This window comes from Haloarcula taiwanensis (genome assembly GCA_002844335.1).
Classification (GTDB): domain Archaea; phylum Halobacteriota; class Halobacteria; order Halobacteriales; family Haloarculaceae; genus Haloarcula; species Haloarcula taiwanensis.
The window spans coordinates 1,721,108-1,738,987 of sequence record CP019154.1 but is presented as its reverse complement, the minus strand read 5'-3'; the positions used below and the strand labels follow the sequence as shown (position 1 = coordinate 1,738,987).

At 63.9% G+C, this 17,880-nt stretch carries 17 protein-coding genes; 7 read left to right on the top strand and 10 right to left on the bottom strand.

Going from position 1 to position 17,880, the window contains the following annotated elements:
* Positions 1-48 precede the first annotated feature (48 nt).
* Positions 49-591 (bottom strand): adenylate cyclase, encoded by a 543-nt coding sequence (locus BVU17_08835; protein ID AUG47615.1) that lies wholly within the window; start codon positions 589-591, stop codon positions 49-51.
* 80 nt (positions 592-671) lie between these two features.
* Between BVU17_08835 and BVU17_08830 the strand changes: the two genes are divergently transcribed.
* From BVU17_08830 to BVU17_08820, 3 genes are all read left to right on the top strand, one after another.
* Complete coding sequence (locus BVU17_08830) at positions 672-1,697, top strand: serine/threonine dehydratase (GenBank protein ID AUG47614.1); 1,026 nt, start codon at positions 672-674, stop codon at positions 1,695-1,697.
* Positions 1,698-1,779: 82 nt separating this feature from the next.
* Complete coding sequence (locus BVU17_08825; protein AUG47613.1) at positions 1,780-2,727, top strand: peptidylprolyl isomerase; 948 nt, start codon at positions 1,780-1,782, stop codon at positions 2,725-2,727.
* 130 nt (positions 2,728-2,857) lie between these two features.
* Positions 2,858-3,058: a hypothetical protein gene (locus BVU17_08820; protein AUG47612.1), complete on the top strand. Its 201-nt coding sequence runs from the start codon at positions 2,858-2,860 to the stop codon at positions 3,056-3,058.
* 2 nt (positions 3,059-3,060) lie between these two features.
* Here the strand turns inward: BVU17_08820 and BVU17_08815 are convergent, their stop codons facing one another.
* Positions 3,061-3,690 (bottom strand): transcriptional regulator, encoded by a 630-nt coding sequence (locus BVU17_08815; protein AUG47611.1) that lies wholly within the window; start codon positions 3,688-3,690, stop codon positions 3,061-3,063.
* 28 nt (positions 3,691-3,718) lie between these two features.
* Positions 3,719-4,345 (bottom strand): CDP-4-dehydro-6-deoxy-D-gulose 4-reductase, encoded by a 627-nt coding sequence (locus BVU17_08810; GenBank protein ID AUG47610.1) that lies wholly within the window; start codon positions 4,343-4,345, stop codon positions 3,719-3,721.
* A 254-nt stretch (positions 4,346-4,599) separates the two neighbouring features.
* On the opposite strand from BVU17_08810, the gene BVU17_08805 reads away from it, so the two are divergent.
* The 4 genes from BVU17_08805 (at position 4,600) to BVU17_08790 (ending at position 8,243) form a co-directional block, all read left to right on the top strand.
* Complete coding sequence (locus BVU17_08805; protein ID AUG48880.1) at positions 4,600-5,532, top strand: sugar phosphate isomerase; 933 nt, start codon at positions 4,600-4,602, stop codon at positions 5,530-5,532.
* Between the two features lie 39 nt (positions 5,533-5,571).
* Positions 5,572-6,729, top strand: coding sequence for a hypothetical protein (locus BVU17_08800; protein AUG48879.1), 1,158 nt, complete (start codon positions 5,572-5,574; stop codon positions 6,727-6,729).
* A 135-nt stretch (positions 6,730-6,864) separates the two neighbouring features.
* Positions 6,865-7,779 carry an aspartate carbamoyltransferase gene (locus BVU17_08795; GenBank protein ID AUG47609.1) on the top strand — a complete coding sequence of 305 codons (915 nt, stop codon included), beginning with the start codon at positions 6,865-6,867 and terminating at the stop codon, positions 7,777-7,779.
* Positions 7,776-8,243: an aspartate carbamoyltransferase regulatory subunit gene (locus BVU17_08790; GenBank protein ID AUG47608.1), complete on the top strand. Its 468-nt coding sequence runs from the start codon at positions 7,776-7,778 to the stop codon at positions 8,241-8,243. Before BVU17_08795 ends, BVU17_08790 begins: the two co-directional genes overlap by 4 nt.
* 23 nt (positions 8,244-8,266) lie before the next feature.
* Here the strand turns inward: BVU17_08790 and BVU17_08785 are convergent, their stop codons facing one another.
* The 7 genes from BVU17_08785 to BVU17_08755 form a co-directional block, all read right to left on the bottom strand.
* Positions 8,267-10,015: a hypothetical protein gene (locus tag BVU17_08785; protein AUG48878.1), complete on the bottom strand. Its 1,749-nt coding sequence runs from the start codon at positions 10,013-10,015 to the stop codon at positions 8,267-8,269.
* A 153-nt stretch (positions 10,016-10,168) separates the two neighbouring features.
* A complete protein-coding gene (locus BVU17_08780) occupies positions 10,169-11,035 on the bottom strand; it encodes a hypothetical protein (protein AUG47607.1) in 867 nt (288 codons plus the stop codon).
* A gap of 49 nt (positions 11,036-11,084) precedes the next feature.
* Positions 11,085-12,026, bottom strand: coding sequence for an AAA family ATPase (locus tag BVU17_08775; protein ID AUG47606.1), 942 nt, complete (start codon positions 12,024-12,026; stop codon positions 11,085-11,087).
* Complete coding sequence (locus BVU17_08770; GenBank protein ID AUG47605.1) at positions 12,023-12,979, bottom strand: hypothetical protein; 957 nt, start codon at positions 12,977-12,979, stop codon at positions 12,023-12,025. The genes BVU17_08775 and BVU17_08770 overlap by 4 nt, the downstream gene beginning before the upstream one ends.
* On the bottom strand, positions 12,979-13,641 hold the full coding sequence (locus tag BVU17_08765; GenBank protein AUG47604.1) for a chromosome partitioning protein: 663 nt from the start codon (positions 13,639-13,641) through the stop codon (positions 12,979-12,981). Before BVU17_08765 ends, BVU17_08770 begins: the two co-directional genes overlap by 1 nt.
* On the bottom strand, positions 13,638-16,004 hold the full coding sequence (locus tag BVU17_08760) for a magnesium chelatase (GenBank protein AUG47603.1): 2,367 nt from the start codon (positions 16,002-16,004) through the stop codon (positions 13,638-13,640). Before BVU17_08760 ends, BVU17_08765 begins: the two co-directional genes overlap by 4 nt.
* Positions 16,004-17,797, bottom strand: a complete 1,794-nt coding sequence (locus BVU17_08755) for a hypothetical protein (GenBank protein ID AUG47602.1) — start codon at positions 17,795-17,797, stop codon at positions 16,004-16,006. Before BVU17_08755 ends, BVU17_08760 begins: the two co-directional genes overlap by 1 nt.
* Positions 17,798-17,880 lie beyond the last annotated feature (83 nt).

Genomic DNA, 17,880 nt, shown 5'->3' with positions numbered 1-17,880 from the left:
CGTCTGGCCGGGTTCTATAACTTACGGGAACAGATAACGGCTGAATGATTACTCGTTCGCATCGCTAAGTAGCATACCGAGATAGGAGGTCCGTTGCTGCTCGTCGGGATTCAGACCGAGGTCCCGAAGCACCCCGTAGGCCCCCTCTCGAACGGGTTCGATGTCGCCGTCAGTCTCTCGTTCGACTTCAACGAACTCGCCGACACCGTCGACCGCGTCAAGCGTGACGTCGTATTCCCGGACTTCGTACACCCGGCGGTTCTTCCGGACGGTCGCCGCCGGCTCGAAACCGAGGTGCTGGACGATTGCGTCGATATCGTCGCCGTTCTCGACGCCTGTTTCGAACTCCTCTCGGCTCTTCGACTCCGCTTCGAGGAGTGGGCCCTTATAAGTAACTTTCGCGTCCGTTTCGCCTTTTCTGGTTTCACGGCGGACCCGGAACGCCTCGTCTGTCTCGGCGAAATTCCGGTGGGGCGCATCGTAGTACGTGTCCGTCTGTATCACCGTATCGACCTGCTCGGCCCCGAGTTCGTCGAGTCGCTCCGCGACAGTCTCGATGTCCGCTGGCACTTTCACCTCGACTTCGTACATACTGTGGGGCTGGGCCGGGCCGCTGAAAAACGCTCCCGTCGACCGCGCCATTTACTGTGTCCGCTCTCTCGGGTAGTAGTATGGCCGGTCGCTACGAGCCGATCGACTCCCCGGACGAGACGACCCTCTTTCCGTACCACGACCTGACGCCGCCGACAGTTGCAACGGTCGCGCGCGCCCGGCAACGCATCCGGCAGCATCTCCCGGAAACGCCGCTGGTCCGCAGCGAAGCCCTCTCCGAAGCCCTCGACGCGGATGTTCTGCTCAAGCGGGAGGATACGCTCCCGACTGGAGCGTTCAAAGTCCGTGGGGGTGTAAATCTCGTCGCCTCCATAGACGAGGAGTTCCAAGACGCTGGACTGCTCGCCGCGAGTACGGGGAACCACGGCCAGTCTATCGCCTGGGCCGGCCGCGAGTTCGACGTACCGGTCACCATCGGTGTCCCGGAAGAGGCCAACGCCGGAAAAGTCGATGCGCTGGAGCAACTCGGCGCAGAAGTCATTCAGCATGGCGAGGACTACGACGAGGCCCGCGAACACATCGAGACCCTGGCGACCCAGCGTGCGGCGCGCTACGTCCACTCGGGCAACGAACCGAAGTTGCTCGCTGGCGTCGGCACTGCCGGGCTGGAGGTCCTCGACGAGCGCCCCGATGTCGACCGCGTGTTCTGCCCCGTCGGCGGCGGCACCGCCGCAGCCGGGTACTGCATCACGCTCGGGGCGATGACCGACGCCGCCGTCGTCGGTGTCCAGGCGGCGGGTGCGCCCGCGGTGTACCGCGCTTGGAACGAGGAGACGCTGGAGCCCCTCGACAGCGTCGACACCATCGCAGAGGGCGTCGCGACCCGGGTGCCGTTCGCGCTCCCGACGCAAATACTGCAGGCGGGACTCGCTGACTTCCGGCTCGTCTCCGAAGACGAAATTGCGGACGCCGTAGCACGCCTGTTCGAGACGGACCGAATTGTCATGGAAGGGGCCTGTGCGACGGCTGTCGCTGCGGCGCTTCAGGCTGGAGACGAACTACGGGGTGAAACGGTCGTTCTCCCCATCTCGGGGCGGAACATCGGCCGAGAGAAGTTCGACCGACTGCTGGCTGAAAGCGAGTAGTAGCTGGTCACTTCCGAAGTTGCTCGACCGCTGTTGACCGGGAAACGTTGTCCTTAAGAGTGCCACGACTGACGAACAGGGTATGAGCAACGAGTCTGAGACTGAAGTCGATGAAGAAACCGCAGACGAAGAAGAACAGGCGGAGGGACTCCAGAAGGGCGATGTTGTCAAGCTCGCCTACACCGCCCGCACCGTCGACGGCGGCCAGCTTGTCGACACGACTGACGAAGCGGTCGCCGAGGAAGACGGCATCGATACCGAACAGCAGGAGTTCGGCCCGCGAACCATCGTGCTGGGCGAGAACCACATCTTCCCGGACGTCGAGCAGGACATCTACGGCAAAGAGGTCGGCGACGAGGGCAACGTGACCGTTGCAGCAGCCGACGCCTTCGGCGAGTACGACGAGGAAGAAGTCCGGACGGTCTCAAAGGACAAGATCCCCGAGGATGACCGCTATCCCGGTGCACACGTCGACATCGAGGGCGAGCACGGTCACGTCGAGACCATCATCGGCGGGCGCGCGCGAGTGGACTTCAACCATCCGCTGGCCGGTGAAGATGTCGAGTACGACTACGAGATTCTCGAAGAGGTCACAGACCGCGAGGAGAAGGCACAGGGCATCATTCAGATGATGCTCGACATGGAACTTGACGTGTGGTTCCAGACCGACACCGTCGAGGAAGAACAGCTCGTCGAGAGTGAAGACGACGAAGGCGAGGACGAAGAGTCCGAGCCTGAGTACGAAACTGTCGAAGTCGAGAAAGAAACGCTCTACATCGAGGCGACGCCGCAGCTGACGATGAACCAGCAGTGGATGATGGGCAAACAGCAGATCGCCCAGCAGCTCACCCAGCTGCTCGACATCGATCGCATCATCGTCCAGGAGGAGATCGGCGGTGGCGGCATGGGCATGCCCGGTATGATGGGCGGCATGGGCGGTGCCGGCGGCGCAGACATCGAAGACGCGCTGGAAGACGCCGACGTAGACGCCGAGGAGATCGTCGAAGAGATCGAAGGCGCTGAAGAGTAACTGCGCCGCGAACACGCCGATCGGGTCTGCAGAGCTGTGCGCCAGCGAGCGGCTTTATGACTCCGAGCGACTGCTATTCTCCGAGGACACACGGGCGAACCGTTATACGCACGACACGTCATCACTACGCATGCGAGTGTCGTTGGTGTACCCGTCACTGCTCGCGTTCCCGCCGGGAATCGCCTTCGGCGTCGGAACGGTCGTGTTGACTGGAAGCATCGGCACCGGACTGGCAGCGGGTGCCGGTGTTGGTCTCGGACTGTTCCTGTTGATACTTGTCGGTACTGAGTTCGGGTCGACAGATAGAGAGCCACGGCCGGGCGGCGAATAGAATCAGGCGATGTCGCGGCTGGTGTCGATGCTGACCTCTTCGACGAGGTTGAGCTTGATGATGTCTGTGGGGGCGCGCCCGCCACGGAACTTCGGAATCGCGAGGCGGTTTTCCACCTCGTCACCGTTCGTTGTGGTGTTGAGCTGGAACACCACGTCCGCGAAGTGCTCGGTCGTATCCCGGAGCGGTGGCACGTCACGTCCATCGAGGCAGTGAACGATAGCGAGACTGCCGGTGTTGACGATGTGGTTCTGTAGGTCGTTCATGAACGCCCGAAAACGCGAGTGTGGCTCCTGTGCTTCCAGTACGTCCAGTGGGTCAACGATGAGGTTCGAGGTTTCCGGCAGCGCCGAGACGAGCTTGCCGGCGTTATCGAGGGGTGCTTCGCCGGAGATGTGCCGCACCGTCGGATCTCCAGTGTTGGCCGGCGTCTGCTCGATGCTCGCGATGACAGATTCGGCGGTCCGGTCGAGTGACAGCCACAGCGTCCCGCGCGTGGCGGTGAGTTCGTAGAGGAACAGCTCCGCTTGGCTAGCCGGCTGGGCAGAGAGCACGACGATACTCCCCGCAGGGATGCCACCATCGAGCTTTCTGTCGAGGACATCAATCCCCGTTCGCAACCGGTTGGCCATACCACTGAGAAATTATTTTCCCACGAGATTAAGTATTCCGCTTGGTGAGAACGTCCGCTATCTCGACGTATCGTGCCCTCGCTCGGTCCGATTCCAGCGGCTTCGACACCGACGGGACGTGAATCGTTTCCGGGCAGCACAGCAGGGTCGACGGGTCTACGGACCCGTCGCTGCCGACGAGGACCGTAAGCGCAGGCGGTGCATCGAGCGCGCGGGCCATCGCCGCAGTCTTGGCGGTGTCGGTGAGACTCTGACGTGTTGGTGTACTTACGAGCACTGTTCTGTCAGCCCCCCGTAGCGGACGAGCGGCGTCCGGACCAGCACCGGCCGGGCAGTCGAGTACTACGGGCCGATCAGGTCGGGACAACCTGTTGATGGCATTGTCGATAGCGGTCCCGGCTGCGGTCTGACAGGGGAGTACGTCGACGCTTTCGACGGCCGTCGCGCGCTGTGCAACTGCGGTCGGCTCAGCCGAGGCCGTGACATCTGTGATTCCGGGCGATGGATTGACCCCAGCACGTCGGTGGAGGTTTGGCATATCACGGTCGGTGTCCACGACCAGCGCCGGTCTAGTCGGCGTCCCCAGTGCTTGCCCAACGCCGAGGGCAATGGTCGTTTTGCCACAGCCACCTTTGCCGCCAGCGATTGCGAGCATACTGTGGCTGGACTGTCTATCGGGTTTGAATCCTTGTGTCGGCCGTCACGAACAGGACTACCGTGGGCTGAAAGGACTGACTTACGACGGTTGGTTGTTGCCTACTTTTATACGGTCGTTGTTGCCACACCCGCTGTCCACGGTAGGTCTGTGCCTTCGATGGCGGCGATCCCAACAGGCGAACTGTTCGAGCCGTCCTCAGTGTGGGTTGATAACGTGTATGTAACAATAATGAGTACACTCCAACTATGGATATGGGCAGTGGACCAAACACGGCCCTTCAGTTATACAGTATCCGTACCCTATCCGAACCGCTCCCTGAAATCCTCCGCCGTGTCGGGGCTGCAGGCTACGATGGAGTCGAATTCGCACACCGGTTCCACGAGGAATCGCCCAGAGATATCGCAACGGCACTTGATGACGTCGGTCTTGAACCGGTTGCTGTCCACGCGGACCTTCCCGAGGTTGAGGCTGCGCTGGATGGTGAGTCAGACCTGCTGGTCCGGTGTCGAACAGTGGGGTGTGAGACACTCGTTATCCCACATCTCTCGGCGTCCGAGCTTCGGACCCGGAGCGACATCCGGTCGCTCTCCCACCGGCTCCGCGACGCCGCTGCCGGCCTCAAAGCGTGTGATATGCAGCTGGGGTATCATACGGGACGGCGGACGTTCCGCCCCTTGCTTCCGGACGCGGCGGGACGGCTCACCGACGAAACGCCGATACCCACCGCTGTCGGGGAGTGCACACACCGGTTGCTGACCGCCCTCCGGGCACACGACCCGACAACGATACCGAGCGAGACGCCTATGTGGAACCTCGTTGCCCGGACCAAGCCGTCGGCGCTCATGTTCGAGCCGGAGGTCGCGGAGATCCGTGAAGCCGGCTACGACCCGTGTGCCCTCTTCTCGCTGTGTAGTGACCGAATCAGGATGGTCCATATCCGGGACGTGGCCCCGGCCGGGCCGTTCCAGGGCTACGAGGATGTCCCGCATGGCGAGGGGGCCGTGGACATGCATGCGGTTCTGGACGCCGCGAGCGACGCTGGTGTCGACTGGGTGATTTACGAAAACGAACTCGACAGCGACCCGACGGCGAAGATCGATCACGGGGCGGCCACGCTGGAGCGCCTCCTCGACGGAAGTGGCTCTTCGCGGAGCGCCACACGGATTCCTGCTACGAGTTCTTGATCGCCGTTGGTCGGTGTTAGCCCGGCCATAACAATAGCGATACACCCGAACGGCTGGGACATGAACCTCCATCACGAGCGCATCGAAGCCTCGCCGCCGGCGAGTACGATGAGCTTCTGTCTCACGACCGACCTCACGGGGAACGGTCGGCCGGACATCATCGTCGGGGCGCTCGGCGACGAGCACGAGGTCGAGTTCCCACTCGTGGATAAGTCAGTCGACTTGCTGTCCGTATTCGGCATGGGGCCGCTGGCCCGCTGGCTCCAGACGAACGTGTTCTGGTACGAGAATCCCGGCTGGGAGCGCCACGACGTTGCCAGCGCACCTGAACTCTCCGTCGGCGGTTCGCTCGGTGATATCACGGGCAACGGCCGCCCGGATATGGTGGCCGGTCAGAACATCTACCGGCACAAACTGTGGTGGTTCGAGATACCGGACGACCCCCGAGAGCAGTGGACGCGTCGGCTCATCACCGACGACTTCGAGAAGTATCACGACACCGCCGTGGCGGACGTGGACGGCGACGGAGAAAACGAGGTCGTCGGACTGTCTCAGGAGTCTAAGACGGTATTCTACTACGATATTCCAGAGGACCCGACACGAGAACCGTGGCCGGTGGCGAACCGCCACGTCGTCGCCGAGGACCTCGATGTCGAGGGTGTCGCTGTCGAGGATGTCGACGGGGACGGCGAGGTCGAAATCGTTGCCGGCCCGAACGTCTTCCATCGGACGGCCGACGGCTGGGACAGAGAGCAGATCGCCGATGGCTGGCAGTGTACCCGCGTCGCTATCGCGGACATCGACGGCGACGGCGACTTGGAGATAATCCTCGTCGAGGGCGACGAACCGTATCTCGACGACCGCCCGGCCAGGCTGGGCGTGTTCGACCCGCCCGAGTGGGATCTGACCCTACTGCACGACGACCTCTCGAACCCACACAGCCTCGACGTGGCGGACTTCGACGGCGACGGTAACCCCGACATCTTCGTCGCCGAAATGGGTCTTGAGGACGGACACGAACCGCGACAGTTCGTGTTCCACAACGACGGGGCGGGGACCTTCGAGCGCAAACAACTGAACACCGGCATCCCCACCCACGAGGCGAAAGTCGTCGACCTCGACGGTGACGGCATTCCCGACATCGTCGGCAAGGCGTACACAGAGCCACGCGTCGATGTCTGGCAGAGCAATCCCTGACTCGGACTGTATTCCCGCCGCTGGCAGTTCTGCCCTCGATTCCGCCGCTCTCGAAGTAGACCCTGATGATGTAAGCGACCGTTCAATTCCCGTGTCGGGGGATTCAAGACCGTCCGGAGCGCGGTACCGAGTGAAATGCGGCACGACCACATCATCAGCGCGAAACAACTCTCGCGGGGCGACATCGAGACGGTGCTCGACCACGCGGCCGACATCGCGGCTGACCCGGGGGCGTTTGCGGACCGGCACAGCGACACCTTGCTCGGCATGCTCTTTTTCGAGCCGAGCACCCGGACGAAGATGAGCTTCACCACGGCGATGAAGCGCCTCGGCGGCGACATCGTCGACATGGGCTCGGTCGAGTCCTCGAGCGTCAAGAAAGGCGAGTCGCTGGCCGACACCGTCCGCGTCGTTGAGGGCTACACTGACGCGCTCGTGCTCCGGCATCCCATGGAGGGGTCCGCGAAGATGGCAAGCGAGTTCGTCGACGTGCCACTCGTCAACGCCGGCGATGGGGCCGGCCAGCACCCGACACAGACGCTGCTCGATCTCTACACCATCCGTGAGAACGCGGGCTTCGACGACCTGACTATCGGTATCATGGGCGACCTGAAGTACGGACGAACGGTCCACTCGCTGGCCCACGCACTCACGACCGTCGACGCCCGACAGCACTTCATCAGTCCCGAATCGCTCCAGCTCCCCCGCTCGGTCCGCTACGACCTCCACGAGGCCGGCGCGGAGGTCCGCGAGCACACCGACCTCGACGAGATTCTCCCTGACCTGGACGTGCTCTACGTGACACGCATTCAGGCCGAGCGGTTCCCCGACGAGAGCGAGTATCGCGAAGTCGCCGGCCAGTACCAGATCGACGCCGACACGCTTGCGGCGGCCAAAGACGACCTGACCGTGATGCACCCGCTCCCGCGTGTCGACGAAATCGCTCACGATGTCGACGAGACCACCCATGCACAGTACTTCCAGCAGGCCCACAACGGCGTCCCGGTACGGATGGCGCTGCTCGACCTGATGCTCGGAGGCGACAAATGAGCGACAACGACCAGCAACTCCGCGTCTCGAAGATTCGCAACGGCACCGTCATCGACCACATCGCGGGCGGCCAGGCGCTGAACGTTCTGGCGATTCTCGGCATCGACGGAACCAGCGGCGACTCTGTCTCCGTCGCGATGAACATGCCCTCGGACCGCCTGGGACACAAAGACGTGGTCAAAGTCGAGGGCCGCGAACTCTCCCAGGATGAGGTCGACGTGCTCTCGCTCATCGCCTCCGCGGCGACGATCAACATCATCCGTGACTATGATGTCGTCGAGAAGCGCCGCGTCGAGCGGCCGTCGGTCGTCGAGGGCGTCCTCGAATGCCCGAACCACAACTGCATCACGACCGAGGACGAGCCCGTCGACTCCCGCTTTGCCGTCGGCGACGACGGCGTCCGCTGTGAGTACTGCGATACGATAATCCGCGACGACTTGCCGGCACACATTCTCGCGGAGTGAGCGCTCCGACCGGACTGCGCTGATTACGTGACGGTCTCGACACCAGTAAACTCGAACCGCGCGCCGCCGGCGTCGCTTTCGCCGAGAGAAACGGTCCAACCGTGAGCGCGAACGATCTGTCGGATGCTGACCATCCCAAATCCGGTCCCGTCCTCTTTCGTTGAGAAGCCAGGCTTGAACACCTCGTCGGTAGTTCCGTCAGGGACCCCTTCGCCGGTGTCCTCGTAGTAGAATCCGTCCGACAGCGTCCCGATACGTATCCCGGCGTCCGGCCCGCCGTGTTCGAGCGTGTTCCTGACGAGATTCTCGGCCAGTCGGGCCAGCGCTTGCTCGTCTGCGACGATCTTGCGTGAATCGACGATATCTACCGACCGCGACACGGTGTCGAACTGGTCTAGCGACCGGAAGACGGCCGCGAAATCGACCGACTCCGGGTTGGTAACCAGTTCCTGTTGGCGCATGACGTTCGAGAGGTCGTCAATCAACTCGTCCAGCCGCGCCACGGATTGCTTTGCCTCCGATAATCGGTCCATCTCACCGGTCTGTAACGCCAGTTCGATGTTGCCGCGTATGACCGACAGCGGGTTCTTGAGATCGTGTGAGACGACCTCAGCAAACTCATTCAGCCACTCGATCTGATCTTCCATCTCGTTGCGATGTGCGATGAGTTCGGTCACATCGCGCTGGAATCCGACGAAATGCGTCACAGTTCCGCTGTCGTCTTCGATTGGAGAGATTTCGAGAAAGTTCCAGAACGGGTCGCCGTCGGCGGTGTAGTTCAGCACTGTCGTCGATGTCGTCTCCCCCTCGGCGATGGCGTCCCGAATCGAGGCGACCGTCTCGGGGTCGGTTCCCTCGCCCTGCAGGAACCGACAGTTCCGACCCAGGATCGCGTCCCGGTCGTAGCCGGTGAGGTCCTCGAACCCGTCGTTTACGTAGATGAGCGGGTTGTCGTCTCGGTCCGGGTCCGTAATCGTCACGCCGACGGAGGTCGCGTTCAGGGCCCTGGTCTCGAGCGCCTCCTCGCTCGACGGTCCAGTGTCCTCGGCGACGCGCTGGACGAGACAGACGTGGCCGCCGTCGCTCGTCGGCGTCAGGACGAGCCGCTCGTGGACGGGATCGCCGGCCTTTGTCAGCCCGGTTGCGACGCCGCTCCATGACCCGCGCTCGTAGAGTTCTGGGAGGACCTCGTCCGTGAATCGGTCGACCTCTTTGGTAGGGTACAACATCTCCCAGTGCTCGCCGATTATCTCGGAGCGGCCTCGGTCGTAAATCGCCGCGTACGCGTCGTTGAGGTACTGGTAAACGCCGTTCTCGTCGATGATTCCGATTCCTTCCTGTGCGGATTCGATGGCTCGAAACCCGCGCTGGACTTGTTGTTCCGCCCGGTGTTTCTCGACGAGGTTTTCGATCTTGTTTGCGAGGATGGTGTACTTTTCTGTGCCTCCCTTCTGGAGGTACTCATCGACGCCTTCGGAAATCGCCCGGCTCGCGATTTCCTCGCTCCCCTTTCCGGTGAAGAGGATGAACGGAACCGTGATCCCCGCGTCTCGCAGTTCGGCCAGCACCGCCAGGCCGTCGCGTGACGGCATATCGTAATCACAGACGACGCAGTCGTACGTGCCTTCGATGGCCTCGGTGAGTCCAGCCGTTGGCTCGACCACCGTTGTCGTCTCCGCATCCGGCAGCTCCTGTTCCAGGAAGGTGGCAGAGAGATCGACCTGGTCCGCGTCGTCGTCGATAAGCAGTATCGACAACCGCTTGTCGTGCATCCCGAACGGAGCCGCATTGCCCAGTGGGGATGGTGGCATGACACATACCATGGCTGTGGTATACTTAAACATCACACATAGGCCGATACTTGGCGCCGCTCGCCGTGAGTGACTCCCCGCTCGACCGCCTCGGAGCCTTGACTTCCACCGGTCTCACGTGAGCCAGATACTCGCAAACGAGTCGAAGTACTCCTCACCGGTATCGACCAGCACGTGGTCCGCGCCCAGCGCGGTCACGCGGTTCGACACCGAGTCGATGTGGGCGTCGAGCCGCGACTGATACGTCTCGGCCAGCGAGCCGCTGAAGTACGACCGGCGTGTCTCGTCGCTTTCCGGATCCGCGAACAACACGTCGCCGACGACGCCGGGGTCTCGCTCCTCCGGGGCGACCACGCGGACCAACAGTACGTCGGCGTTGTTGCGGGCAAGCGCGGCGATACCCGATTCGAGTGCCTCTGGCTCGGTCAGGCAGTCGCTGAACACGACGACGAGCGAGCGCGATCGGATGCGCTGGGCGTACCCCTCAAGCGACGAGCGGAAGTCCGCCGTCCCGTCGGGCGTCACCCCGTTCAACTGGTCGATGAGCGAGAGTATCTCGCCGCGGTTCGACTGGCCGGTGTCGATACGCTCGATCCGGTCACGCAACGTACAGAACTGGAAATCGTTGTTCTCCTCCGCGGTGAGGTAGGCGAAACCAAGGCCGAGCTTGGCGGCGCACTCGAACTTGTGACTCGCTGCGTCGCCGAAGTCCATCGACGCGCTCGTGTCGACGAGCAGGTGGACGGTCAGGCTCCGCTCCTCTTCGTACTGCTTGATGAAGTACTCCTCCGTCCGGGCGAACAGTTTCCAGTCGATTCGCCGCGTGTCGTCGCCCGGCGAGTACCGCCGGTAGTCGCTGAACGTGAGCCCCTCGCCGACTCGGGGGGACTCCTGATCGCCCTGTCGAATCGAGGTCGTCTGGCGGTTCAGGGCGGCAGTGAACCGGCCGAGTTCGTCCAGGAAGTCGGGCTCGATAGTCACGGTCGACCCTCCAGGGGGCAGGCCCGCCAAACTGCGGTCACTGACTCGCTCATTCCAACAGCGACGCGATAAGGTCGTCTGCTGTCTGACCCGCTCGCTCAGCCCGGAAGTCCACAATGATCCTGTGGCGGAGGACGGGCGCGGCCAGCGCCTCGATGTCCGCGCCGGTGACGTGCGAGCGGCCCTGCAGGAAGGCCCGCGCTTTCGCTGTCTGGACGAGCGCCATACTCGCTCGCGGGCTGGCACCGAACTCGATATCGTCGGCCTCACGGGTCCGGCGGACGAGCTGGACCGCTCGGTCGCGCAGGTCGTCGGCGATTGGCATCTCGCGGACCAGCTGCTGAATCTCCTGAATCTCCGAGCGGGTCAGCGAGCGCTCGACCGGCACCTGCTCCGCGCCGGCGGTGTACATGTCGACGATTGTCCGCTCCTCGTCGTAGTCGGGGTAATCGACCAGCAGTTTCAGCATGAAGCGGTCGGTCTGGGCCTCCGGGAGCGCGTAGGTACCCGACTGGTCGATGGGGTTCTGCGTCGCCAGGATGAAGAAGGGACGGGGCAGTTCGTAGGTCTCGCCCGCAGCGGTCACCTGTTTCTCTTGCATCGCTTCCAGCAGGGCGGCCTGTGTCTTCGGCGTCGCTCGGTTAATCTCGTCGGCCAGCACCACGTTGGCGAACACCGGCCCCTTCTCGAAGACGAACTCACGCCCGCTGTCGGTCTCGCGGATGATTTCGGTCCCCGTGATATCGGACGGCATCAGGTCGGGGGTGTTCTGAATCCGGGAGAACTGAAGGTCGGTCACCTCCGCGACTGTCCGGACCATCGTCGTCTTCCCCAGCCCCGGGTTCGATTCGAGCAGGGCGTTGCCGTCAGCCAGGATACAGATGAGCAGTTGCTCCAGTACCTCCTCCTGGCCGACGATTCGTGTGCTGATCTGTTCACGTGCGTCTGCGATCTTCTGCTGTAGTTCGTCGATGTCTTGCTCTGGGCTCATGGGTCGGTATCCTCGTCGTCCGTGTCCTGCTCTCGAATCCTGAGATTGTACTCGCGGATGAGGTCCGCGTCCTCGATGTTTTCCTGGCCGGCAAACCCGGCCTGCTGGCTGTCGACTGTACCGCCGCTGCTCCCCGGTTCCCCGGTGTTCGGCGAGGATGGGAACGACTGGCTCCGGTCGATCTCCTCCTCGCCGCCGGTCGACTCGATCTCGGCGGTGAGGTTCTCGTCGCCGGCCTGGACGTCCTCGCTGTCCCCGAGTATCGCGTCGCCGTCCTCCAGTCCCTCGTACTCGCTTGGCCGGTCGGCTGGCGAGTCCGTCTCAACTGTGTCGCGGTCGAGCAGCCCGATGTCGACGACGGCAACCTGCACTGTCGCCAGACTCAGCAAGATTACGACAACAAGCGTCCCGATGAGTCGCCGGCTGTCGACAAGCGCGACGCTCGAACTCTGTCTCAGGCCGTCGAGGACGTCCTCGTAGAGCCGGGCCGCCATCCGCGTCTCGGCCCCGTCCTCGACCGCGTCCCGGGCCGTCCGGAGCGCGTCGGTGACGTTTGCGTTCGCCGCCTCGAACTGCTCGACGAGTGGTTGGCGGACCCGGTACAGATATTCGCCGACGAGCCAGCCCACTCCGAGGACCATGCCGACAACTGCGCCCGTGGGGAAGGATAGCCCCGACACCGAGCGACCGACGGCCGTGCCGACCGGGTCCGTCACCGCCGCGGGGACCGACAACTGCGTCGGGAGCTCGACCGGCGAGAGGACAGTCAGGAGGAGGTTCACCAAGAGAAAGATCAGCACTGCGTCGACGACGGCATAGACGAACGCCGCCTTCTTGCCTTCGCGTCTAACCTCGGCGATGGCGGCGGCCATGCGTTCGCGGGCTTGCGCCCGCCCGTCTTCTGCGGGGCCCTCGCCGCCGGTTTCTCCGGTGTCTGTGTCTGGTTCGTCCATTAGTAGCCCTCACAGGTGGCTTTGTCTTGGTTCTCGGGCTGGCTACAGAGCGTCTCGATATCGTCTCGCAGCTCCTGGTTTTGGCTTTCGAGTTCTTCGATATCGCTTTCGAGCGTACTTATCCGTGATTCCAGGCTGTCGATCTCGTCTTGCAGGTCGGACACCTGGTCCTCGAGTTCGGCACGCTCGTCCTCTAGCTCCTCGTTTTCGCTCTCCAGATCGTCGATTGTCGACTCGAGGTCATCGACTTCGCTCTCGAGCGTGTCGCGCTCGTCTCGCAGGTCACCGACTGTCACCTCCAGCTCTTCGACGCGGTCCTGGCTCTCGCGGAGCGACTGCCGAGTCTCCGCCAACTGGCTCTCTGTCGCGTTCAGTTGCTCTTCTGTCTGGTTCAGGTTAGTTGCGACCTGGTCGACGTCCTCCGACCGCGTCTCCAACTGGTCTTCGAGTTCGTCGACGCGGGTCCGGGTAGAGTCCAGTTCACTCCTGGTGTCATCCAGATCTTCCCGGAGGTCGGCGTTTTGCTGGCGCAGTTCCTGGTTTTGCGCACGCAGTTCGCTGGCTGAGTCCTGGTACAGCACCGTCGTTCCGCCGGTGCCGACCATCGACAGGACGACGAACACGACGAGTCCGACGTTGATGCGCCGGCCGATTGCGCTCACGGGAGACCACTCTCCAGGGAGGTGCGACCGCGGTACACTTGAACGCGCCGGGCGACCACCTCGCCGGTGAAAAGCAGGAGTGCGCCGAGCAGAGCGACCCAGTCCCAGTTCTCTCGAACGGTTCGGACTCGAGTGGATTTCTGGCGTGCCTCGCTGGCTATCTGTTCGCCCTGGTTCGGACTGAACGTCTGCCCGCCGGTCGCTTCGACGAGCGCATCGAGGCTCTCACTCGGCCCGAACGAAGCGTACTCGACGGGGTAGTTCGCCGCGTATTCGGTGTCAAGTGCCGTCTGATACCCCGCTTCTCTGGGCGTGAACTCACCACGATATCGCCCGTCACCGACCTGGCGGAAGGAGATGTTTGGCGCGGCAGGGCGGCTGTCTCCCTGATAGGTCAGCGTCGTCGGACTCCCGACCCGGGCATCGCCGACCGCTATGACGCCGGTCTGCGTGCGCATTGGGTCGCCCACCGCGTAGTTGACCGATTTGGTGACCACCAGCGAATCCGGCCGGTCGAGCAGGCCGCCCATCGTGTTGTCCGACTCGTAGGCGGTGATCGAGACCGCGCGGCCCAGCCCGAACCGCCAGGAGGCGATGGCCGGCTTCCCGTCGGCAGTGGCGACCTGATAGTCGGCCCCGGGCTTGACCTGCACGTTGTTCGCCTGGCCGGGATTGGCCGTCAGCTCGACGCCCGAGGTGATGAACGTGTCTTCAGTGACGATGGTGAGGTTCTCCCCCTGGTAGCGCCGCGAGGAACCGCCAAAGAGGAGCCGTAGCCGCTCTGTCTCGTCGGCGGCAAAGTACGAGCCGCCGGACTCGCCGGCGATCTGGCGCATCGTCGCGACGCCGACGCGCTTGCCGACGCCGACCGAGATGACGCGGGTCCCCTCGCGGCCGAGTTGGTTGGCGACGGCCGCCGGCGGGCCGAGCCGGTCCTGGCCGTCGCTGAGGAGGATGATCGTCCCTTCGCGGTCGCCCAGTAGTTCGTCGGCACCCTGAAGTCCGACGGCGATGTCAGTCGCGCCGCCGCTGTTGAGCCGCCGTATCTTGTCGACAGTCTCCGCGCGGTTCTGACCGAGCGCTTGCATCTCCGAGACGCGGTACGCGTTCTGGTTGAACGCGACGACACCAACCCGGTTCTCGTCGCCGAGCTGGTCGAGTACGTCCAGTGCGACGGCTTTCTGTACCGAGAGACCGCTCTCGGCGCTCCCGGACACGTCGACGAGGATGACGATGTTCGACTCGCCGCCGGTCGCGTTCCCGACGCGGACCGGGAGCATCGAGGCCACCGGCGACGTTTCGTAGCCGCCGTTCTCGTAGGCGTTGTCGCCGCCCGCGACGACCAGCCCGCCGCCGTTGATGACGAAGTCCTGCAGCGCGGTGGTGTTCCCCATACTGCTCGACGGTGTGTCTTGGACGACGACGGCGGCGTAGTCATCGAGGTCCGCCGGGACCGACGAGGCCGTCGAAACGTTGTACAGCGAGTCGAGATAGTTCCGCAGTGGGTACTGGCCCTGCGAGACGTACAGCACGTCGGGCTGTTCGACGACGCGGACGCTCTTGTAGAACACGTCGTTTCGTGCGTACTCGTCGTCGCCGGAGAGTGTCGCAGTCACGCGGTGTGAACCAATCTCCTCGAACGTGTGGTCGACGGTGAGCGTGCCATCTGGCCGGAGTTCGCCCTCGGTGACCGTCTCGCCGTCGATAGTCACTTCGACGGGCACTGATTCGAGGACGCTCACGCCCGCCATCGAGACGGTGTACTGCGACTGGACGCCGCGACTCACCGTCGACGGCCCCGCTATCGCCACAGCGCGTTCGGTGCGTGGCGACTGCGGCCGGACGCTGTGGACCGTGGCGTTGAGTGTACCGGCGTCCTCTGCGGCCCTCGACAGGCTCCGCCCCTCTGTGACGCGGCCGTCGGAGACGACGACGACCGTCCCGTTCTCCCGGAGATTTGCCGCTACGCCGTCGCCGAGCCGCGAACTCGACCCGCTGCCGATCGTCGCTCGCGTCACCGGAACACCCTCGTTTTCGATGTCCCGTACCAGTTCGTCGGTCGTGTTCGGATAGATGCCCATGCTCGCGGACTCGTCCGCCAGCAGTGTCACGCCCGGCTCGCCCGGCGTCTCTCTGGTCTGGACGGTGTACGGCCCCATCGCGCCGAGGACGAGCAGGCAGACGATAAGCACGCGGCTGGCAAGCAGGAGTCGGCGACTCCGGTTCGAAGCCGACCGCGGTCCGGCGTCGCCACGCCGGACGAGGTACGCGAGGAGGCCGACGGCGACCGGCAGGACGACCAGCGGCCAGAGGTGCTCGACGCCGACGGTGAGCCCCTCCGCGACGGTGTACGAGACCGCCATCAGAGGTCACCCCGGCGGCGCAGATAGCCGACCTCGGCCAGTGCGAGCACCAGCCCGCCCAGCGCGAAGTACTCGGTCAGCGGCCGCGGCACTGACCGTCGCTCGGTCCGGGTGAGATTTCCAGCCGTCCCGGAGCGCTGGTTGAGCGCCTCGACGGCGGTGTTTGACTCGCTTTCGTCCAGCAGCGACGCGCTGACCTGCCGGGTCTCGCTCCGGTAGAAGCCGGCCCGCTGGAGCGGGACCGTGGGTCCGGAGACGGAACCGGACGGCCCTTCCACGGTGGTGTTGCCGAACCGGACGGTCTCGCCGGTCGCGTGGTTCAGGGCCGGGAGCTGTTCCCTGTCGGCGAGGTAGTACACCGCTCGTTTCCAGAACACGGGGTATTGGTAGTTGAACTTGAAGCTGGATCGGTCCTCGATGTAGCCGTAGTACATGACCCGCCCGCCGTTCCGGTCCTCCGTCGCGATGAGCGGCGTCCCGTCACCCAGTTGGACCTGGGCCGACCCGGAACGTAGCGACCCGGAAATGTACTCGTCCGGGGGCTGGAAGTCGATGCCGCGGGTGAGCTGTGTCTGTGCCGTCTGGCCCACCGTCGCGCTTGTCCGGGTCTCGCCGGGTTCGATGAGGAGGAGATCTCGGTATCGCTGCGGGAGGGTGTCCTGTGCCAGCACCGCAACGCCGCCGCCGTCTTCGACCAGTTCGCGCCCGGTTTCGACGTTCCCGGGGAGCAACGAACTCCTGTCGACGTTGCTGTACAGAATCACGTCGTAGTCGCCCTGAATCGTCGTCGGCGGCTGCCTGACCGTCACGTTCACCCGGTCGACGACCGACAGCGCGGTAATCAGGTACCGGTTCCGGTCGTTTGTCAGCACCAGCACGTCGACGGCCGCGTCAGTCGGCGCGGCGATATAGACGCTGTCGTCGGTCCCGAAACTGTCGCCCGGGCTGAGCCGGGCTTCGCTCCCGCCGGCGGGGACCGGTAGCGTCACTGACCCCACGTCGTCGGGCCCGAGCTGTAGTTCTCGCTGGGCGTTGCCGAGCTGAACAGTCCGGGTGACTGACGAGTCGCCGTAGTTTTTCACCGACAGCGTCACCGCCGAGCCAGAGAATCGGCGGTCGATGAAGCCGACGTTCCCGTCGCCCCCGCCGTCGAACTGCTGGAGGTCCACGGAGAGGCCACGTCCACGGGCTGTCGTGACCGCGGTGGTCCACTCGTCGCCAGCGAAATCGCTCAGAACGACGATTCTGGCGTTCTCGCCGGCGAGCGAGGTCGCCTGCGAGATGGCACCGCTGAGCGCTTCCGGTGTGTCTGTCGGGCTGAGTCCGTCAAGCGTTCCCTCCGCCGCTGTCGGCGTACCGCGCTGGAGCACCACCTCGCCACCGTTGGTCGTGGTGACGATAGAGGTCGTCCCCGTCACCTCCTCCCGGGCGGCTGCGACGGCCCGCTGGAAGCGCGTCTGGCCGTCGGCGTCGGTCTGCATGGACGCGCTCGTATCGACGACGATGACGGTCTCCTCCACTGTCGCCCGCTCGGAGACAGTGACGTACGGCGTCGCCAGTCCGACCGCGAGCACCAGCACGACTAGCACCTGTAACAGCAGGAGGAGGCTGCGTGAAATCCGTTCGAGAAACGGCGTTGCTGACTGCTGGCGCTCTCCAGCGACGAGAAACTGGAAGGTCGGTAGCGTGAGTTCCTGCGGGTCCGGTCGAATGAGGTACAGCACCACAATCGGCACCGCAAGAAGGAGGGCAGCTAGTCCCAGGGGGGCAAGCAAAACGTCCGAGAGGACCATTACCTGTGTATGAGGCGGAGGCGGCATTTATCTTGTGACTCTGGTGACACCAATCCCACGTGCCAGTTGACGCCGTCTACAGG